We start from the raw sequence: 17,211 nt of genomic DNA on the forward strand, positions 1-17,211 counted from the left end.
GAGGTGGGCTTGCACACCTTGATCTATATAGGCAAAATGAGAGAAACCAGATAATCAGTATAAAGGGTGAACCGGTCCGGTTCGAATTGGAGGAAAACGATATGTTAGACACATTTAAATTGAATGGAAGAGTAGCGCTGGTTACGGGTGCATCTCAGGGCATTGGATTTGCTATGGCGGTGGGTCTGGCTCAGGCAGGTGCGACAGTATGCTTTAACAGCCACAGTGAAGAGTCTCTGAAAAGAGGATTTGAGGCGTATGAAGAGGCCGGTGTGGACGTGCACGGTTATCTTGCCGATGTGACGGATGAGAAGCAGGTGACGGATATGATCGCTCAGATTGAATCTGAAGTGGGAAGCGTGGATATTCTGGTAAACAACGCTGGTATGATCAAGCGTATCCCGGCTCTGGAGATGAGTCTGGATGAGTTTAAGGAAGTAATAGATATTGATTTAACCGCTCCGTTTATTGTGTCCAAAGCTGTTCTGCCGGGCATGATTAAAAAGGGGCACGGTAAGATTATTAATATTTGTTCTATGATGAGTGAGCTGGGCAGAGAGACGGTAACGGCCTATGCATCTGCAAAAGGCGGATTAAAGATGCTGACCAAGAATCTGGCAAGTGAGTTCGGGGAATATAACATCCAGGTCAACGGCATCGGGCCAGGCTATATTGCCACGCCTCAGACAGCGCCGCTGAGGGAGAATGGACATCCGTTTAATACATTTATTATCGGCAAGACACCGGCAGCCCGCTGGGGTACCACAGACGATCTGGTCGGTCCCTGTGTATTCCTGGCATCCGATGCCTCCAACTTTGTAAATGGACATATTCTATATGTAGATGGCGGTATTCTGGCTTATATCGGCAAACAGCCCAAGTAAAAGCGGAAGAACAGAGACTTGGGATGCTTCGGAATGGAGAGAAGAGATGGGAGAAAAGAGAGTTGCGCTGATCGGGATTATAGTGGAGAACCGGGAAGCGGCAGATATCAGTGTTCTCAATGAGATCCTGCATCAATACGGTGAGTATATTATAGGGCGGATGGGAGTTCCGTACCGGGAAAGAGGAATCTCAATCGTAAGCGTGGCGGTTGACGCTCCCTCCGATATCATCAGTGCTCTGTCAGGCAAACTGGGGATGCAGAAGGGAATCAGTACGAAGACGATATACTCGAAAGTATAAAGAGGGTTTCTGCCCTGGTGAGGTATGTTCGGAAGCAGTTGGTAATAGAATGATAAAAAACGAGGAGTCTTTCTTATGAAACGAATTCTCATTGTTCTATTGCTGGCTGCTTCTTTTTCTGTTTTTCTGGGAGGCTGCAGCCTAACCAAGGATAAGGCGGAGAAGAAAGGTGATCCGATCCCGTTTACCGTAGTAGAAGACGCGAAGCTTCCGGATGAATTGAAGGAATTGATCGAGGGAAAGAAGGCGGAACCCTTTGAGATGACCTACAACAGTGACAATTATCTTTATATTGTTGTGGGATTTGGCAAAAAGGACACAGGGGGCTACAGTATTACGGTTGATAATGTGTATCTGGACGGAGAAGAGATCCATATAGAGACCAGCCTGCTTGGTCCGGAGGATGGAAGTATGGCCGAGGGCGGTGAAACATTTCCCTTTGTAACTGTCAAAATGGAATACCGGGAAAATATGGTTGTATTTGACTGAGGCGGATTATGGAATTTATTGGCAATACAATATTTTGTGGTTTAGCTTCATTTTCTTTGACATCATTGTCAAAATGTGGTATAGTATATACATAACGCGAGATAAGGTGGAGATAATATGAAGCAAATGGATGTTGCCCATGTAAGAGAAGCCGTTAAATGTAACCTTGGAAGACGCGTGAAGATTCGCTCTCACGTCGGCAAGAGAAAATTTAATGTTATGGAAGGTGTTTTAAGCGAGACTTATCCCAGTATCTTTGTTATCAAAGTTGGAGAGGATGAGAGCGACCTCCAGACGGTGTCTTATACATACACAGATGTAATTACAAAGGAAGTACAGATGATGCTTTGCTGATATACAGGAGTTTGAACAGCCGGTCATATTGACCGGCTGTTTTTATTCTATAGGATTCTTTTTGTCATAGAATTGCCCCTTCACGAATAAAAATGATAACAAGATTAGGATACTGCAGAGCACAGGGATTTTATGGCGCCGCATCCGGATGAGGCGCCGGAACCGGGACTGCCCGCAGCATCCACCCCGATATATTACCGGTTTTACCGGTTAAGCTATTTCATTACAGGGGAGTGAAGGGAGAATTGCAGAGATGGATTTGTTGAAAAAAAATGTGCATATGAACCAGCTGCGGGCTAAAACGAATCTGCAGTCAACAATGGAAGAAGATTTCAACGTACCGGATATCAAACCGGATATGGAACGAATCATTAAAGAGCAGGGGCATATCTCCCTGGAAGAAGTAAGAGTGACGGAAGGAAAAGCCCAGGTCAAAGGCTTTCTTTCCTTTAACATATTATACTGGAATGGGTCTGAGGCCAGGCCTGTACATAATATGAGCGGGAAAATCCCGTTTGACGAGACAATCCACATGGAAGGGGTATCGGATGGAGATACCATCAATGTTAAGTGGATGCTGGAGGACTTGAATATTCACGCGATCAACTCCAGAAAAGTAAATGTGCGTGCGATCGTTACATTTACGCTGATTGCCGAGCGGATTTATGATATACAGACCGCAGTCGGCGTGGAAGACGGGGAAGATTTGGAAGTTCTTAATAAGACAATCGCTGTCACGAACCTGCTGGTACAGAAAAAGGATACTGTGAGGATTCGTGAAGATGTGGGCCTGCCCACAGGGAAGAGCAATGTCTCGGAACTGCTCTATTATGATGTACAGCTGAACAATCCGGATTTAAAAGTCCTGGAAGATAAAATCAACGTGAAGGGTGATCTGCATTTCTTTGCCCTGTATTCCGGAGAATTGAAGGAACACCCGGTGGAATACATGGAAACCGATGTGCCGTTCAGCGTGTTTGTGGAGTGCAGCGGCTGCCGGGAGGGAATGACCCCGGATATCTCGGTCATGACCAGGGAAAATACGGTGGAGGTAAAACCGGATGAGGACCAGGAACAGAGAGTGTTCTCTACCGATATCCTGCTGGAGCTGGATATGAAGCTATATGAGGAAGAAGAGATAGACCTTGTCCGGGATCTGTACTGCCCGGGAAAAGAAATAAGTGCGCAGAGAGAGCAGGCCCAGTACGAGAGTCTGCTGCTGAAAAATAATGTGAGGACCAAGGTTATCGACCGGATTAATCTGAAGCCGGCGGATACCAGAATTCTTCAGATCTGCAACGCGGTAGGTTCCGTTCAGATTGATGACCAGAACATTGTGGACGGCGGAATCGAGGTCAACGGTGTTATCGAAGTTCAGGTGCTTTACATCGCGGAAGAAGATGAAGCGCCGATCAATGCAGGAAAAGGAATTATTCCATTTACAACAACGGTTGAGGTGAAAGGAATTGACGACAGCTGTCTCTATAAAATAACCCCAAGCATTGATCAGCTGAATGTAATTATGCTGGACGGAACCGAAGTGGAAGTGCGTGCCGGACTGATGTTAGACACCATTGCGTTCCGTGTGCTGGAAGAAGATATGATTACAGATATTAATGTAGCGGAAATGGACCCGAAGAAATGGGAAGCCATGCCGGGGCTGGCCGGGTATATTGTAGGGGAAGACGATACGCTCTGGAATATCGCCAAAGCCTACTGTACAACGAGAGAACGGATCAGGGAATTAAACGGTCTGGAGCGGGAAGAAGTGAAACCGGGAGATAAGCTGATACTGTTAAAGAGCCAGCTGTAAAGAATCGTTAACTGCCATAGTGATACCCTCTTTATAAGAATACCCTTGTCTTAACAGGCAGGCAGCACAGCATTATGAATGCTGTGCTGCCTTTTCCTGTATGGTTTATCATGGAAGTAGATAAGACTCCCACCTCAATAGGTGGTGAGTAAATAACAAATTCGTCTTGGTGGGAGCCCAGTCTCCTTCCAAGATAAAGCCTCCGGCGGATTGCAGAGCCGCACAGATGTATTATGTCATGCAAAGCATGACGTGCGGCTCGCAGCAAGTACGCCGAGGCGTACTTGAATAAGTTAATGAAAGTCGCACAAACACTGTTCAAAATCCTTCACATAGTATTTTATATTGGTTCTGCCCTTTTGAAGAATGGTATGCCCTTCCGCTTCCAGCTTCTCTTTTTGGGCCAGGACACCGCCCGGATACCTGGGATTTAACTCACCGCCTGCCTTTAACGTCCTCCAATAGGGAGTTTCATTCTCAGTGCGCTGATAACTGGCCCATGCCGCAATGGAGACAAATATGCCGGCCGTTATGGGTTCAGTAAAATCCGCGCCGCTTACACGTGCGAAGTGTTCGCGGATTTCTCCAACCGTCGTCACTTTTCCGAAGGGAACCAGTTTCATCATCTTATCATAGTCAGCCGGCGGAGCGAAATACATTTGGTTCCCGCCATACTTTTCTATGCTTTTCTGATCTGTAATGATCTGAATCTTAGGCATGTCCTTGCTGTCGCGAAGCATTGCATTAAAATCTTTCTTATCTTCATTCGCCATTCCAGCCACCTCCTGACTTAAGCTTAGTACGATGCGTTCCATTATGCAATGAGACGGTTTTGATTATTTCACTATTCTTTCGTATTTTCCGTTTTCAGCCGTTTGGTCACGGTCGCTGCCTGATTATATATGTGGTTGCGCATAATTTCCCGGGCATTTTTCACATCTTTCTTTTCGATGCATACAATCAGCGCTTCATGTTCCCGGATTAAGGTTTCATGGGAGGAAGGATCTTTTAAATATTCGATCCGGTAGCGGTACATCTGCAGCCGCAGATTATTCAAAATCTGCACCAGCCGTTCATTTCCGCCGGCGCTGTAAATCACATCGTGGAACTCAATATCTTTATCGGCTATTTTCGTGAGATCCTTGTTGTTGATAGCTGTCTTGAAATCGCGGGTAATCAGTTTTAGTTTGCGGATGGCGTCCTCAGTAATCCGGTTGCAGGCCAGTTCCACAGCCAGTTCTTCCAGCACGCAGCGGACTTCCAGTACGTCTTTCAGACTTTTTTCCGATATCTTGGCAACCTGGGCCCCCTTTCGGGGAATCATGACAACCAGGCCCTCCAGCTCCAGCTTGCGGATAGCATCCCGGATCGGAGTACGGCTTACCCCCAGCCGGTTAGCCAGCTGGATCTCCATTAGGCGCTCGCCCGGTTTTAAGTCTCCCATGAGAATCGCCCGCTCTAACGTCTCAAATACAACGTCCCGGAGCGGAAGGTACTCATTCATTACTATCTGTATATCGTTTTTCATCGTTGCTTTTCCTCCGTACATTGTAAAAAGAAGTATAAAATGTGAAGGCCGAAGGATATATCCTGCGGAGCTGCCCGCAGGCTTTACGGCCTGTTTCAAAAGAGCTGTAGAGGCCGAATACAGTAGGCCCGCTGCCGCTCATCAGGGCGCCCAGAGCGCCGCAGTCAAGCATAGTTTGTTTTATCTGTGCAATCTCCGGATGAACCGGAATCGTTACTTCTTCCAATACATTGCCCAATTTGGTTGCAATGCCGTTAATACTTCCGTCCGCTATATCCTGTAACATCCCGTCAATGTCAGGATGCCGGGTATCGGGGCCCACACGCAGATGGCTGTAAACGTACCGGGTCGATACACTGAAATCTGGTTTTAGGATAACGACACAGCAATCCGGAACCGGAGGCAGAGGGGTTAAAATCTCACCGATTCCTTCGGAGAGAGCCGTACCTCTCAGAATGCAGTAGGGTACATCAGCGCCCAGCTGCACCCCTCTCTGCATCAGTTCTTTTTTCGGCAGATCCAGGTGAAACAGCCGGTTCATCCCGACTAACACCGCCGCCGCATCGCTGCTTCCGCCGGCAAGACCGGCAGCCACCGGTATCTTTTTACTCAGGGAAATAAAAATACCCTCCTCAATGGAGAATTCTTTCATTATCATTGAGGCAGCCTGCCAGGCGATATTGCGCTCATCGCAGGGCAGATAGGGAAGGTTCGTCTTAAAATGGATACCCGGGGCCTTTGTCTTTTTCAGGTAAACCTGATCAGCCAGGCGTATCGTCTGCATGATCATACGAAGCTCATGATAGCCGTCCTCCCGTTTGCCGAGGACGTCCAGTCCCAGATTTATTTTAGCCAGTGCCTGGAGTGAAATTGAATTCATAGTTATCCCCCTGCATATCGCAAGCCTGCTTGCGATACTGCGTCAATAAGAAGTTTGAAACGAATGTTTCAAACATATCCCCCTGCATATCGCAGGCTAGCCTGCCATACTCTTTTGTATCTTGTATACATTATACGGAGAAACAGAGGGATAAGCAAGGAAAAAGCTAAAAAGCGTATAACCGGTAAAAAAGCGGGAAGGCTCTGCATATGAAAAAATTGAAAAAACTGGTAATTTGTTTCCTGATCATAGCTATGTCGGCCGGCATGCTCTATCAGGCGGAACAAAGGAAAATGCAGCAGGATATCGCCCGCAGAATTCTTCGCTTCCATGTACTGGCAAACAGTGACAGTCAGGAGGATCAAAACATAAAATATAAAGTAAGAGATAAAATCGTCTCTGATTTGCAGCAGATGTTAATAGAAGCAGAGAACCTGGATGAGGCAAGGAAACTGGTCAGCTCCAATATGGATTCCATTGTTTCCGAAGCAGAAAAAGTAGTAAAGGAGAATGGTTATACGTATGAGGTAAGCGGAAAAATTACAAATTGTGACTTTCCGGAAAAACAATATGGAGACATGGTTTTCCCCGCCGGAGAATACGAAGCTCTGCGAATTGAGCTGGGAGAGGCAGAGGGACAGAACTGGTGGTGCGTATTATTCCCGTCTCTTTGTTTTGTGGATTCCTCCTATGATGTGGTCAGTGAAGACGGAAAAGAAGCACTGAAGGAGAATCTGACCGAGGAAGAATACGAGGCAGTAACGAGCCATAACGGTAAGGTTTCTATTCGCTTTAAGCTGTTGCAGATTTTTGGAAAATAAGTTACACTATACAGGAAACTTGGCGGCCGGCAAACAAGGCGGGGCCAGGAATCGCAGGCGGACCTGCGATATGCAAGGGTAGAAAACAGAAAGGGTGGCAGTCTGGATATGGAAAAGAAATCCATAGCTGTACTTTTCGGCGGACAGTCTTCAGAGCATGAAGTATCTTTGATTTCAGCCGGAACAATTATTGCGAATATAGATAAAGAAAAATATCAGGTTCTCCTGATTGGTATAACAAAAGAGGGCAGATGGCTTAAAGCAGACAGAGCGGAGGATATTCCCACCGGTGCGTGGAAGGAGAGCACTGTCTCGGCGGCGATTCTGCCGGACGCACAGAAGAAATGTGCAATTCTCATGGAGAATGGCGGAGTAACGGAAGTGAAACTGGATGTTGTTTTCCCGGTTCTCCACGGTCTTTGCGGGGAGGATGGCACGATCCAGGGCCTTCTGGAACTGGCCGGTATCCCATATGTGGGCTGCGGCGTGGTTGCTTCCGGTGTGTCCATGGATAAGTTTTTTACCAAGGTTATTGCCGATTCACTGGGAATCCGGCAGGCCAGGTATGTGCCGGTGTTAGCGGAGCAGTTCGGAGAGATGGAGAGAATCGTTAAGGATGTGGAAGAAAAGCTTGGCTATCCTGTCTTTATCAAACCTTCTAATGCGGGCTCTTCCAGGGGCGTTTCCAAAGCACATAACAGAGAAGAACTTACCTCGGGTTTACATATGGCGGCAGAACACGACAGAAAAATATTAGTGGAAGAGACTATTAGCGGAAGAGAGCTGGAGTGCGCCGTGCTGGGCGGAAGAGACCAGGTTATGGCCACAGGCGTGGGAGAGATCCTGGCGGCCGCAGACTTTTATGATTATGAGGCCAAGTATCACAGTGCGGAGTCCAAAACCGTACTTTCACCGGAGCTTCCGGGGGATGCGGCGGAAGAGATCAGGCAGACGGCTATGGCGGTATTCAGGGCGGTAGACGGCTTCGGGCTTTCCAGGGTGGATTTTTTCCTGGAAAACGGCACAAATCAGGTCGTATTTAATGAGATTAATACAATGCCCGGATTTACCGGCATCAGCATGTATCCCATGCTCTGGGAGGCAGAGGGAGTTTCCAAGCCGGAGCTTGTGGAGCGTTTGATCGACCTGGCATTTGAAAGATAGGGGGAGCCGGATGAGCAGAGAATGTCCAGTCGGGGTATTTGATTCCGGTATCGGCGGCCTTACAGTTGCAAGAGAAATTATGCGGCAGATGCCGGACGAACAGATTATATATTTTGGGGATACCGCCCGCCTGCCCTATGGCAGCAAATCCAGGGAGACGGTAATACGGTATTCCAGGCAGATTGTAAAGTTTCTGCTGTCCTACGGGGTAAAAGCGATCGTTGTGGCCTGCAATACGGCGAGTGCGTATGCACTGGAGACGATTAAGCAGGAGCTTAGTATCCCTGTGGTCGGAGTAGTCAAACCAGGTGCGGTAACCGCCGCGCGTACAACGAAGAATGGACGTATCGGTGTGATCGGTACGGAAGGAACGATAAACAGCAACATTTATACCCGTTATCTCCAGGATATCAATCCGGATATCAAGGTATATGGAAAAGCCTGTCCGCTTTTTGTGCCCCTTGTAGAGGAAGGTATGCTCTATGATTCGGTTACGGTGGAGATGGCGGACCGGTATACCAGCGAATTGAAGGGCTATGGAGTAGATACGCTGGTTTTGGGGTGTACTCACTATCCGCTGATCCGGCATACCATCCAGAAGGCAATGGGCGAGGCGGTTACACTGGTAAATCCGGCCTATGAGACGGCTCAGGAACTGCACCGTATCCTGGTGGAGCAGAATTTGTGCCGGGATCAGCGGAATCCGGAGCATAAATTCTTTGTAAGCGACGGCGCAGAGAAGTTTAAGGCATTTGCCAACACGATTCTGCCCTGTGAGGTGGAAGAAACGAACGATGTAAATATTGAACAGTATTAAACAGAAGAAAGGTGAAGAAACAAATGACAAAGGACGTTATTGTTTCTGTGACCGGGATGCAGTTTGAAGCGGATTCGGAAGAACCAATCCAATCAATTTCCGCGGGAACATATGAGAACCGGGAAGGCCGGCATATTATTACATACGATGAGATTATGCTGGATGATGAGGGAAATCAGTATCCTCATAAAAACACCATGGTAATCGGGGAGAACTATCTGGAACTGAATAAAGAAGGAGAGATCAACACCCATTTGATATTTCAGGAGAAGCAAAAGTCGGAAACATTTTATCAGACGCCTTTTGGGGATCTTTTGATGGGTATGGATACCACGTTTATCCAGGTGGAAGAGGCGGAGAATCGGATCGGGGTCAGGGTGGAGTATTCTCTGTCCATGAATCACGGTTTTGTATCGGACTGCACGATTGATATTGAGATTAGGGCAAAGGGCTGAGGCCCGGAATGTCCTTTCGCGGATGAAGAGGGAGAACTGCCGGTATTTGCGGGCGGCTCTCCCTTTTTTCAATAAGATAGTTCGCGAAGCGTGAAGGCTTGTTTGACTCGATTCAGGCTGTTAAGAATTTTTAAGAGACGGATTCAGAATTTATTCACATGTACCTGATAAGATAAAGGAAAGATGACGCTAAGAGGAAGGCGGGAGGCCGTGATGGATAAGATAAAGATATTGGTGGTGGATGATAATCCGGAGATAAGAGATGTGGTACATATTCTGCTGGAGAGCGAGGGGTATGAAGTAATCGAGGCGGAGGACGGGCAGGACGCCATGGAAAAGCTCTCCCCTGATATCGGGTTAATTATCCTGGATATTATGATGCCTGGAAAGTCGGGCTTTCGGGTCTGCGTAGAGATGCGGGAGAAGACAAAAGCCCCGATCTTATTCCTGACAGCCAAAACCCAGGATTCTGATAAGTCCCTGGGATTTTCCTCCGGGGCGGATGATTATTTATCCAAACCCTTCTCCTACCCGGAATTGGTTTCCAGGGTCAAAGCCCTGCTCAGACGTTACTATGTCTATAAAGGGGTCGAGAGCGCAGAAGAAAAAGAGGATGAATCCTATATTAAGGTCAGGGATCTCACGGTAAATACCCGGTTTAATGAAGTGTTTATGGAGGGAGAGGAAGTGGATCTCTCGGAAATTGAGTATCAGATCCTGCTGCTGCTGTGTAAGAACCCCAGAAAGATATTTTCCGCTCAGAATCTGTATGAAAGCGTGTGGCAGGAACCCCATTTCTATTCATCCAACAATACCGTGATGGTGCATATCAGAAAGCTGCGGGTACAGCTGGAAAAAGACCCGCAGAACCCGCAGTATATAAAGACGGTCTGGGGAAAGGGGTATCGCGTTGAGTAGCAGAAACAAGCAGAGAAAGAAAAAATATAAAAGAATCAGCCTGGGGACAAAGTTAATTCTCCTGGTGTTTCTCTCTCTGGCAGCGGCAGGCGTAGTATTTCTGGCAATCCGGGGGATATCGGGGGCGATCCTGATCAGACACTTCTCCGACCCGGAATTTATGGAGACACGGATTGAAAAGAAGCTGGGCGAACTGCAGGACTATGTGACAGAGCAGGAGATTAGTTCCGGAGATTGGGAAGCGCTGGAAGCCTGGGTGAAAGGGCAGCAGGATATTTTTCTGAGAGTGTATAAGGACGGCGAGCTGGTATTTGATTCCAACAGCGGCGCCGGAAAGAAGGAAGACAAACCGGAAGGGATGCATATGCCGGAGAAGGGGGATGAGAAGGAGAAGACACCGCAGTTTTTCTGGGGGCCTCATACCCTGATGTTTGCAGACGGGGAGGCGTCGGCAGATCTGGTAGGATTTTTCCAGAGAACTTATCTGGAAATTGTAAACCTGGCTGCCATTGCAGCGGCGTTCGCGGTTTTTCTTATTATCATGATATGTACGCTGAAGAAGTGGATCAGCTATTTGAATCAGCTTTCCGATGAGGTGCATCTGCTGGAAGGGGGAGACCTTGACCGGATAATTACGGTAAAGGGACATGACGAGCTGTCGGAGCTTGCGGTCTGTATTGATGAAATGCGCAAGTCATTTGTAGACCGCCTGGAAAATGAAAGCCTTGCGAGAAAAGCCAACAGCGATCTGATCACAGCGATGTCCCATGATCTGAGGACACCTCTTACCACCCAGATCGGCTATCTGGACATAATAGAGTATGAGAAATACAAAAATGAGGATCAGCTTAAACAGTATATCCATAAATGCAGGGAGAAGGCGTATCAGATTAAAGCACTTTCGGATAAGCTGTTTGAATATTTCCTGGCCTTTAACCAGGAGGAGGCAGAAGAACCGGAATTGGAAAGCTATGACGGCAGGGAGACACTGACTCAGCTGGTGGAGGAGCATATTGTTTTACTCCAGGAAAAGGGATTCTCCGTCTGCTTTGATATGGTGGAAGCTAATTTTCAGATACAGGTAGATATTGATAATCTGTGCCGGGTATTTGACAATATTTTTTCCAACCTGATGAAGTATGCGGCGCCGGAAACCAAAATCCAGGTGAGGGCCGGCCTGACAGGCAATCATATCCGAATCACATTTGAAAACGAGCGAAACCGGGTGACTACCCATATAGAGAGCACCGGAATTGGGCTGAAAAACAGCAGAAGGATGATGGAGGAACTGGGCGGAGCCTTAACGGTTTTTCAGGATGAAACCTGTTTTCGGTTGGAACTGGAACTTCCGGTATATTCTGCTCAGGAATAGAAATCAGGGAAAAGGAAGCGGAAAACGAAATGATTTTCCGCTTCCTTTTTGATTGGTTAAGGTTTTTTAAGAAATGACATAAAGAACGGTTAAGATTTCTTTGCTAAAGTAGAAAAAGTAAAGAAATGGAACGAACGGAAGGAGAAGTGTCTTATGAAGAAAAAAACCGGCCTGGTGCTGTTCTGCCTGCTGTTGGCGGTCAGTTCAGTCTGTAATAGACCACAGAATGTAAATGCAGCCAAGGCGGACCCATCCCAAAGTGAGGTGGAACAGGTAATTACCGCCCTTGGAATTATGACACCTGATAAGAACGGGGATATGCAGCTGTCCCAGAAAGTGACCAGGGCCCAGTTTGCCAAGATGCTGGTCATGGCCTCTTCCTATAAAGATAAGGTGCCGTCATCTGTTAAGGTTTCCTTATTTAAGGATGTGACCTACAAACATTCGGCAGCCGGCTACATAAAAATAGCAGTAGAACAGGGCTGGATGTCCGGCTACCTGAACGGATCGTTTAAACCTTCCCAGAAAATTACACTGGCGGAGGCGGTCAAAGGGATAACCGGTTTGCTTGGATATACAGCTTCGGATTTTACAGGGGTAGTTACTGACGGGCAGATGGCCCTCTATCAGTCCAAGGGGCTGGATAAAAACATAACAGTCAGCAAGAATACCTCCAAGCTGACCAGAAAAAACTGTATGAACCTGTTTTATAATACAATGACCGCCGATACAAAAACGGGACAGATTTATGCGGAAACCTTGGGCTATACACTGAACTCTGCAGGGGAACTGGATTATCTGAGCCTGATCAGCACACAGATGACCGGCCCGGTGACTGCAGCAGCGGACTGGACTTCACAGCTGCCTTTTTCCGCATCCAAAGCGGTTTATTACCGGAATGGAGAAACGAGCAGCAAAGAAAGCATCTGTACCTATGATGTTCTCTACTATTCCAAGAATTTGAAAACGGTCTGGGCCTACAGCGATAAAGTGACAGGCACCTATGAATCGGCAGATCCGGACCGGATCGCACCTACCGGTATTACCGTTGCAGGCAATGCCTATACACTGGGCAGCCAGAAGGCATCCATTGCTGTCTCCACCCTCGGCAATTTCCAGCCGGGTGATACAGTAACCCTTCTATTTGGCAAGGACGGAACTGTGGTAGATGTAATTGAACCATCCTCTGTAAATTCGGATGTCTGCGGCATCGTGACTGCCTGCAGTTCACGCAGTATCACGGAGCCGGATGGAAGCATCGGAACAACATATTCTATAACAATGATTGATGCTCAGGGAAATACCTATCAGTATAACTGTGAGAAAAAACTGTCTGCCGGTACGCTGGTTCAGGCTGCCGCTGCGGATGGGGTGATGAAGATCAGCACCCTGGAAAAGACCGTGGTAACAGGGACATTTAATGACGAAGGCACACGGCTGGGCTCCACCCTGTTAGCGGAGGATGTTCACATCCTTGACTATAATTCTGAAACCAGCAAAACCATTTACCCGGAACGGCTTGCAGGCGTAACACTGTACTATGCGGATATTCTGTACTGCGGGGTAAACGATGCGGGGAAAATTACAGAGCTGATTTTAAATGACGTTACGGGCGATTTGTATGAGTACGGCCTGCTGACCAGCGTGACAGAAACCAGTGGGAACAACAATTATTCCGGCAGCTATACCTATGATATAAAAGGCACACAGAGCAGCTACAGCTCAAACGGCTTTATCTTCGGAGCTGCGGAAGGACCAAGCAGATTTGGGGTCAGCCAGAATAAGCTGACCAGTATCCGGAACTTAAGCAGCGCATATGCGGTATCCGTTAATAGCACGACCCTGAAAACAGTGTCTGCTTCCTATCCAATTTCTGACCAGGCAGCAGTCTACCTGAAGGAGACGGTAAACGGAACAGTTACCTATTATTATACAACGCTCTCCAAGGTAAACGATCTGGATAAATTCAGCTTGATCGGTTACTACGACCAGAGCCCGTCAAGATGTGGGAAAATCAGGGTAATTGTAGCAACGAAAAAGAACAGTTAAAGGCGCGGCTCCGTGTGAAAGACCAAAATGACGGGATGATATTTCATACGGCTGTTTGTGGCGCTCCAAATGGGGATTAACATGAAAAAAATAAAAGCTATCTCAAAAAAGAAAAAAATCTTGATCCTTGTAATTGCGGTAGTGGTACTGGGCGCAGGGGGATTTGCGGGAATTTCTTATATCAAGGGTTCCAAGGCGGCAGCGGAGACTACTTACGAAGAGGTAACCGTATCCCGGAGTACCATTGTAAATACTATTTCTGGCACGGGGACGATCGAGCCGCTCAACCAATATAATGTGACCTCTCTGGTATCCGGTGAAATCCTTTCCTCCGACTTTGAGGAAGGGGACGAGGTGAAGGAAGGGCAGGTATTATATCAGATTGATACCACGGATGCGGAGAAAAATTTGAAAAGTGCCAAGCTGAACGTGGAGAAAGCGCAGAAATCTTATAATAAGGCACTAAAGCAGAGAGAAAACCTGAAGGTAACGGCGAATGCGTCGGGAGTCATCAAAAAACTCTATGTGGAGGATGGAGACAGTATAAAAGCAGGAACCGTGATTGCGGATATATACGATAACAGTACCATGCTGCTCACAATTCCCTTTAACTCACTGGATGTTACCTCCGCTATGGTGGGAAAGAAAGCGTCAGTGCAGTTGACAGACAGTTTGGAAACCGTAAGCGGAACGGTGAGCCAGGTGAGCGGTGTGGAGGAAGCGGCGGACGGTAATATGCTGGTAAAAAATATTGTGATCAAAGTAAAAAATCCTGGTGGAATCACTGCCGGACAGACGGCTACAGCATCAGTCGGCAGCATTGCCTGCAACAGTGCGGGAACCTTTGAAGTCAGCACAGAGAAATCTGTCACAGCCCAGGTGGAAGGGACTGTTGCCTCTCTTTCTGTGAAAGAGGGAGGAAACGTCACAAAAGGCGGAACCATCCTGACGCTGCAAAGTGATTCCATTGAGGACACGATTGACAATGCGGCGACATCCCTGGAGGAAGCAGAACTCTCCCTGGAAAATCAGTCGGAGACGCTGGATAATTATACAATTACAGCTCCCATATCAGGGACGGTTATTACAAAAAATGTGAAACAGGGAGACACCCTGGATAATCAGAACAGCGCCGGTGCAATGGCTGTCATCTATGATATGTCCGCGATGACGTTCGATATGGCTATTGATGAGGTAGATATTAAGAGCATCCAGACCGGCCAGACCGTGAATGTGACGGTAGATGCGCTGGATGGCATTACATTGACCGGCAAAGTGGAGAAGGTGAGTGTCAGCGGAACCACAAGCGGCGGAGTAACCAGCTATCCAGTTACGGTCAGAATGGATGAAGTGGGAGAACTCCTACCCGGTATGAATGTAACGGGTGAAATAGTCACGGAGTCTGCAGAAAATGTAATAGCCATACCGGTCAGCGCTGTCAGCAGAGGAAACATTGTGTATGTAAAGGGCGAGGCTGAGAACGGAGCACAGCAGGAGGTAGCCGGGGAGCAGGACGACAAAGGAACTTTTCGTCAGACACCGGAAGGATTTTATGCTGCAGAGGTAACACTTGGTATCACAGACGGCACAAATGTGGAGATACAGAGCGGACTGTCAGAGGGAGACATCATTTATATAGAAGTAATTACTATTCCAACTTCAAAGGAAAGTGACGGCGAAGGGTCCATGATGATGGACGGCGGCATGGGAGGCGGGATGCCAAGCGGCGGGATGCCGAGCGGTGGGATGCCAAGCGGTGGGGCACCCAGCGGCGGAATGTCAGGCGGCGGACCGGGAAGAAATTAAGATTGCAGGCTTAAAGATAGAAGGGAGTTTGGAAATTGTCTGAAACTTTGGAAAAAAAGCCGCTGATTGAACTTAAGGACATTTATAAAATCTATGAAATGGGGGATGACAGCATCCACGCCGCCGACGGAATCAGCCTTAAAATATGGAAAGGTGAATTCGTGGCAGTTATGGGTAAATCGGGCAGCGGAAAATCTACGATTATGAATATTATCGGTGCCCTGGATGTGCCTACCTCAGGAGAATACATTCTAAGCGGGGAGGATGTAGGCCATATGAACGGGGATGCCCTGGCAAATATCCGAAACCGCCTGATTGGTTTTGTATTCCAGCAGTATAATCTGATCCCTAAGCTGAATCTTCTGGAAAATGTCGAGCTGCCTCTGCTCTATGCGGGGATAAAAGGACCGGAGCGGGTCCGGCGGGCAAAAGAAGCGCTGGAACAGGTGGGAATCGGGGAGAAGTGGAGACATATGCCTACACAGCTCTCCGGCGGACAGCAGCAGAGAGTCTCCATCGCCCGGGCGCTGGTGGGGAATCCCTCTCTGATCCTGGCGGATGAACCAACCGGAGCACTGGATTCCAGAACCGGAACAGAAGTATTAGGTATATTAAAACGGCTGAACGAGTCCGGCAATACGATTGTTCTGATTACCCATGATAAAGCAATAGCAATGGAGGCTAAACGAGTCGTGCAGATCAAGGACGGCAGAGTTATGTTCGACGGTGCGACAGAAGAATTCAGAAAGCAGGATGAAAGGCCGAAAGAAACCTTTCAGCCAAACGCGGCCACGCCGGTTCCTGCTTTGTGAAGGGATCAAAACGGGAAAGGCATGGTATATAAATGAATTTTTGGGAAGCGTTCAAACTGGCAGGACGGAGTATCATGGGTAGCAAGATGCGTTCCTTCCTTACGATGCTGGGCATTATTATCGGTGTAGGAAGTGTCATCATTCTGGTAAGCCTGATGCAGGGTATGACCAGCACCATGACATCGACGTTTGACAGGCTTACGGCGACGCCATCCTTTGGGGCGATTCTTTTGTCCTTCGGTGTTTCGGTGGGAATCGGTGTGGGATTTGGCTATCTTCCGGCCAGCAAAGCAGCCCGGCTCAATCCCATCGATGCGCTGCGAAACGAATAGAGATATGGTTTGGGTATACAGCAGACACCAGTGAGCTGCGGGTGATCTTGCTGTAATATGACAGGGCCGGACAAAAAAGTACAGTATTTGTCCGGCCCTGTCCCCATAAAATAGAGGTATCCTGAATAAAACCGGCATAAAGCAGAGACCTGGGAAATGGATAAATAAGGAAATTTATCCATGTGTCCGTAGAGGGAAAAGAGAAAAAGAATTTTGTATAAAATTCTTCATAAAAGGGGTTGACAGGGTCGATTTTCCATGATATTCTATATGAGCTGTCGCAAAAACAGCACAACAGAACCTTGATAACAGAACAGTAAAACAACCTTGAAAATTCCAGGAAAGAGAAGAGATTCTCGATCCAAAGATTTCAGAAAAAAGAACGCGTAACTTCGAGAGAAGATTACAACCTAGAA

18 protein-coding genes are annotated in these 17,211 nt (G+C 47.6%); 15 read left to right on the forward strand and 3 right to left on the reverse strand.

Translation table 11 applies throughout. The annotated features are described in order from the left end of the window. Positions 1–101 precede the first annotated feature (101 nt). From ABCW47_RS14905 to ABCW47_RS14925, 5 genes are all read left to right on the forward strand, one after another. Positions 102–884 (forward strand): gluconate 5-dehydrogenase, encoded by a 783-nt coding sequence (locus ABCW47_RS14905; RefSeq protein WP_343210731.1) that lies wholly within the window; start codon positions 102–104, stop codon positions 882–884. Between the two features lie 46 nt (positions 885–930). Continuing rightward, a complete protein-coding gene (locus ABCW47_RS14910) occupies positions 931–1,185 on the forward strand; it encodes a TM1266 family iron-only hydrogenase system putative regulator (RefSeq protein WP_343210732.1) in 255 nt (84 codons plus the stop codon). A gap of 75 nt (positions 1,186–1,260) precedes the next feature. Further along, positions 1,261–1,674: a protease complex subunit PrcB family protein gene (locus ABCW47_RS14915; RefSeq protein ID WP_343210733.1), complete on the forward strand. Its 414-nt coding sequence runs from the start codon at positions 1,261–1,263 to the stop codon at positions 1,672–1,674. Between the two features lie 117 nt (positions 1,675–1,791). After that, the gene (locus ABCW47_RS14920; RefSeq protein ID WP_343210734.1) at positions 1,792–2,028 is read left to right on the forward strand and encodes a Veg family protein; all 237 of its coding nucleotides are present in this window, start codon (positions 1,792–1,794) and stop codon (positions 2,026–2,028) included. 253 nt (positions 2,029–2,281) lie between these two features. Next, the gene (locus ABCW47_RS14925) at positions 2,282–3,841 is read left to right on the forward strand and encodes a DUF3794 and LysM peptidoglycan-binding domain-containing protein (RefSeq protein WP_343210735.1); all 1,560 of its coding nucleotides are present in this window, start codon (positions 2,282–2,284) and stop codon (positions 3,839–3,841) included. Positions 3,842–4,134: 293 nt separating this feature from the next. Here ABCW47_RS14925 and ABCW47_RS14930 read toward each other — a convergent pair whose 3' ends face one another. From ABCW47_RS14930 to ispE, 3 genes are all read right to left on the reverse strand, one after another. Beyond that, a complete protein-coding gene (locus tag ABCW47_RS14930; protein WP_343210736.1) occupies positions 4,135–4,614 on the reverse strand; it encodes an MGMT family protein in 480 nt (159 codons plus the stop codon). Between the two features lie 71 nt (positions 4,615–4,685). Continuing rightward, a complete protein-coding gene (locus tag ABCW47_RS14935; protein WP_343210737.1) occupies positions 4,686–5,369 on the reverse strand; it encodes a GntR family transcriptional regulator in 684 nt (227 codons plus the stop codon). Next, positions 5,338–6,249, reverse strand: a complete 912-nt coding sequence (gene ispE / locus ABCW47_RS14940; RefSeq protein ID WP_343210738.1) for a 4-(cytidine 5'-diphospho)-2-C-methyl-D-erythritol kinase — start codon at positions 6,247–6,249, stop codon at positions 5,338–5,340. Before ispE ends, ABCW47_RS14935 begins: the two co-directional genes overlap by 32 nt. Before the next feature lie 209 nt (positions 6,250–6,458). Here ispE and spoIIR point away from each other — a divergent pair, with 209 nt between their 5' ends. The 10 genes from spoIIR to ABCW47_RS14990 all read left to right on the forward strand — a co-directional run bounded on the left by spoIIR (position 6,459) and on the right by ABCW47_RS14990 (position 16,795). Next, complete coding sequence (gene spoIIR, locus ABCW47_RS14945) at positions 6,459–7,070, forward strand: stage II sporulation protein R (protein WP_343210739.1); 612 nt, start codon at positions 6,459–6,461, stop codon at positions 7,068–7,070. A gap of 108 nt (positions 7,071–7,178) precedes the next feature. Further along, positions 7,179–8,234: a D-alanine--D-alanine ligase family protein gene (locus ABCW47_RS14950; protein WP_343210740.1), complete on the forward strand. Its 1,056-nt coding sequence runs from the start codon at positions 7,179–7,181 to the stop codon at positions 8,232–8,234. A 10-nt stretch (positions 8,235–8,244) separates the two neighbouring features. Further along, positions 8,245–9,051, forward strand: coding sequence for a glutamate racemase (gene murI / locus ABCW47_RS14955; RefSeq protein ID WP_343210741.1), 807 nt, complete (start codon positions 8,245–8,247; stop codon positions 9,049–9,051). Between the two features lie 23 nt (positions 9,052–9,074). Next, the gene (locus ABCW47_RS14960) at positions 9,075–9,506 is read left to right on the forward strand and encodes a YwiB family protein (RefSeq protein ID WP_343210742.1); all 432 of its coding nucleotides are present in this window, start codon (positions 9,075–9,077) and stop codon (positions 9,504–9,506) included. A gap of 213 nt (positions 9,507–9,719) precedes the next feature. Next, the gene (locus tag ABCW47_RS14965) at positions 9,720–10,424 is read left to right on the forward strand and encodes a response regulator transcription factor (protein ID WP_343210743.1); all 705 of its coding nucleotides are present in this window, start codon (positions 9,720–9,722) and stop codon (positions 10,422–10,424) included. After that, complete coding sequence (locus ABCW47_RS14970) at positions 10,417–11,796, forward strand: sensor histidine kinase (protein WP_343210744.1); 1,380 nt, start codon at positions 10,417–10,419, stop codon at positions 11,794–11,796. The genes ABCW47_RS14965 and ABCW47_RS14970 overlap by 8 nt, the downstream gene beginning before the upstream one ends. A gap of 153 nt (positions 11,797–11,949) precedes the next feature. Continuing rightward, complete coding sequence (locus ABCW47_RS14975; protein WP_343210745.1) at positions 11,950–13,845, forward strand: S-layer homology domain-containing protein; 1,896 nt, start codon at positions 11,950–11,952, stop codon at positions 13,843–13,845. Between the two features lie 81 nt (positions 13,846–13,926). Continuing rightward, positions 13,927–15,651, forward strand: coding sequence for a biotin/lipoyl-containing protein (locus tag ABCW47_RS14980; protein WP_343210746.1), 1,725 nt, complete (start codon positions 13,927–13,929; stop codon positions 15,649–15,651). Positions 15,652–15,686: 35 nt separating this feature from the next. After that, entirely contained in the window at positions 15,687–16,463 is a 777-nt protein-coding gene (locus ABCW47_RS14985) for an ABC transporter ATP-binding protein (protein ID WP_343210747.1), read from the forward strand. Positions 16,464–16,537: 74 nt separating this feature from the next. After that, positions 16,538–16,795 carry an ABC transporter permease gene (locus ABCW47_RS14990; protein ID WP_425516091.1) on the forward strand — a complete coding sequence of 86 codons (258 nt, stop codon included), beginning with the start codon at positions 16,538–16,540 and terminating at the stop codon, positions 16,793–16,795. Positions 16,796–17,211 lie beyond the last annotated feature (416 nt).

The organism is Anaerolentibacter hominis (assembly GCF_032380675.1).
In the GTDB taxonomy this organism is placed as follows: domain Bacteria; phylum Bacillota; class Clostridia; order Lachnospirales; family Lachnospiraceae; genus Anaerolentibacter; species Anaerolentibacter hominis.

Bases quoted from the DNA above. Each gene is read 5' to 3' on its own strand.
- ABCW47_RS14950 (WP_343210740.1), top strand. From the start codon at position 7,179: ATGGAAAAGAAATCCATAGCTGTACTTTTCGGCGGACAGTCTTCAGAG.
- ABCW47_RS14905 (WP_343210731.1), top strand. From the start codon at position 102: ATGTTAGACACATTTAAATTGAATGGAAGAGTAGCGCTGGTTACGGGT.
- spoIIR (WP_343210739.1), top strand. From the start codon at position 6,459: ATGAAAAAATTGAAAAAACTGGTAATTTGTTTCCTGATCATAGCTATG.
- ABCW47_RS14915 (WP_343210733.1), top strand. From the start codon at position 1,261: ATGAAACGAATTCTCATTGTTCTATTGCTGGCTGCTTCTTTTTCTGTT.
- ABCW47_RS14965 (WP_343210743.1), top strand. From the start codon at position 9,720: ATGGATAAGATAAAGATATTGGTGGTGGATGATAATCCGGAGATAAGA.
- ispE (WP_343210738.1), bottom strand. From the start codon at position 6,249: ATGAATTCAATTTCACTCCAGGCACTGGCTAAAATAAATCTGGGACTG.
- ABCW47_RS14930 (WP_343210736.1), bottom strand. From the start codon at position 4,614: ATGGCGAATGAAGATAAGAAAGATTTTAATGCAATGCTTCGCGACAGC.
- ABCW47_RS14990 (WP_425516091.1), top strand. From the start codon at position 16,538: ATGGGTAGCAAGATGCGTTCCTTCCTTACGATGCTGGGCATTATTATC.
- ABCW47_RS14920 (WP_343210734.1), top strand. From the start codon at position 1,792: ATGAAGCAAATGGATGTTGCCCATGTAAGAGAAGCCGTTAAATGTAAC.
- murI (WP_343210741.1), top strand. From the start codon at position 8,245: ATGAGCAGAGAATGTCCAGTCGGGGTATTTGATTCCGGTATCGGCGGC.
- ABCW47_RS14975 (WP_343210745.1), top strand. From the start codon at position 11,950: ATGAAGAAAAAAACCGGCCTGGTGCTGTTCTGCCTGCTGTTGGCGGTC.
- ABCW47_RS14925 (WP_343210735.1), top strand. From the start codon at position 2,282: ATGGATTTGTTGAAAAAAAATGTGCATATGAACCAGCTGCGGGCTAAA.
- ABCW47_RS14960 (WP_343210742.1), top strand. From the start codon at position 9,075: ATGACAAAGGACGTTATTGTTTCTGTGACCGGGATGCAGTTTGAAGCG.
- ABCW47_RS14910 (WP_343210732.1), top strand. From the start codon at position 931: ATGGGAGAAAAGAGAGTTGCGCTGATCGGGATTATAGTGGAGAACCGG.
- ABCW47_RS14935 (WP_343210737.1), bottom strand. From the start codon at position 5,369: ATGAAAAACGATATACAGATAGTAATGAATGAGTACCTTCCGCTCCGG.
- ABCW47_RS14980 (WP_343210746.1), top strand. From the start codon at position 13,927: ATGAAAAAAATAAAAGCTATCTCAAAAAAGAAAAAAATCTTGATCCTT.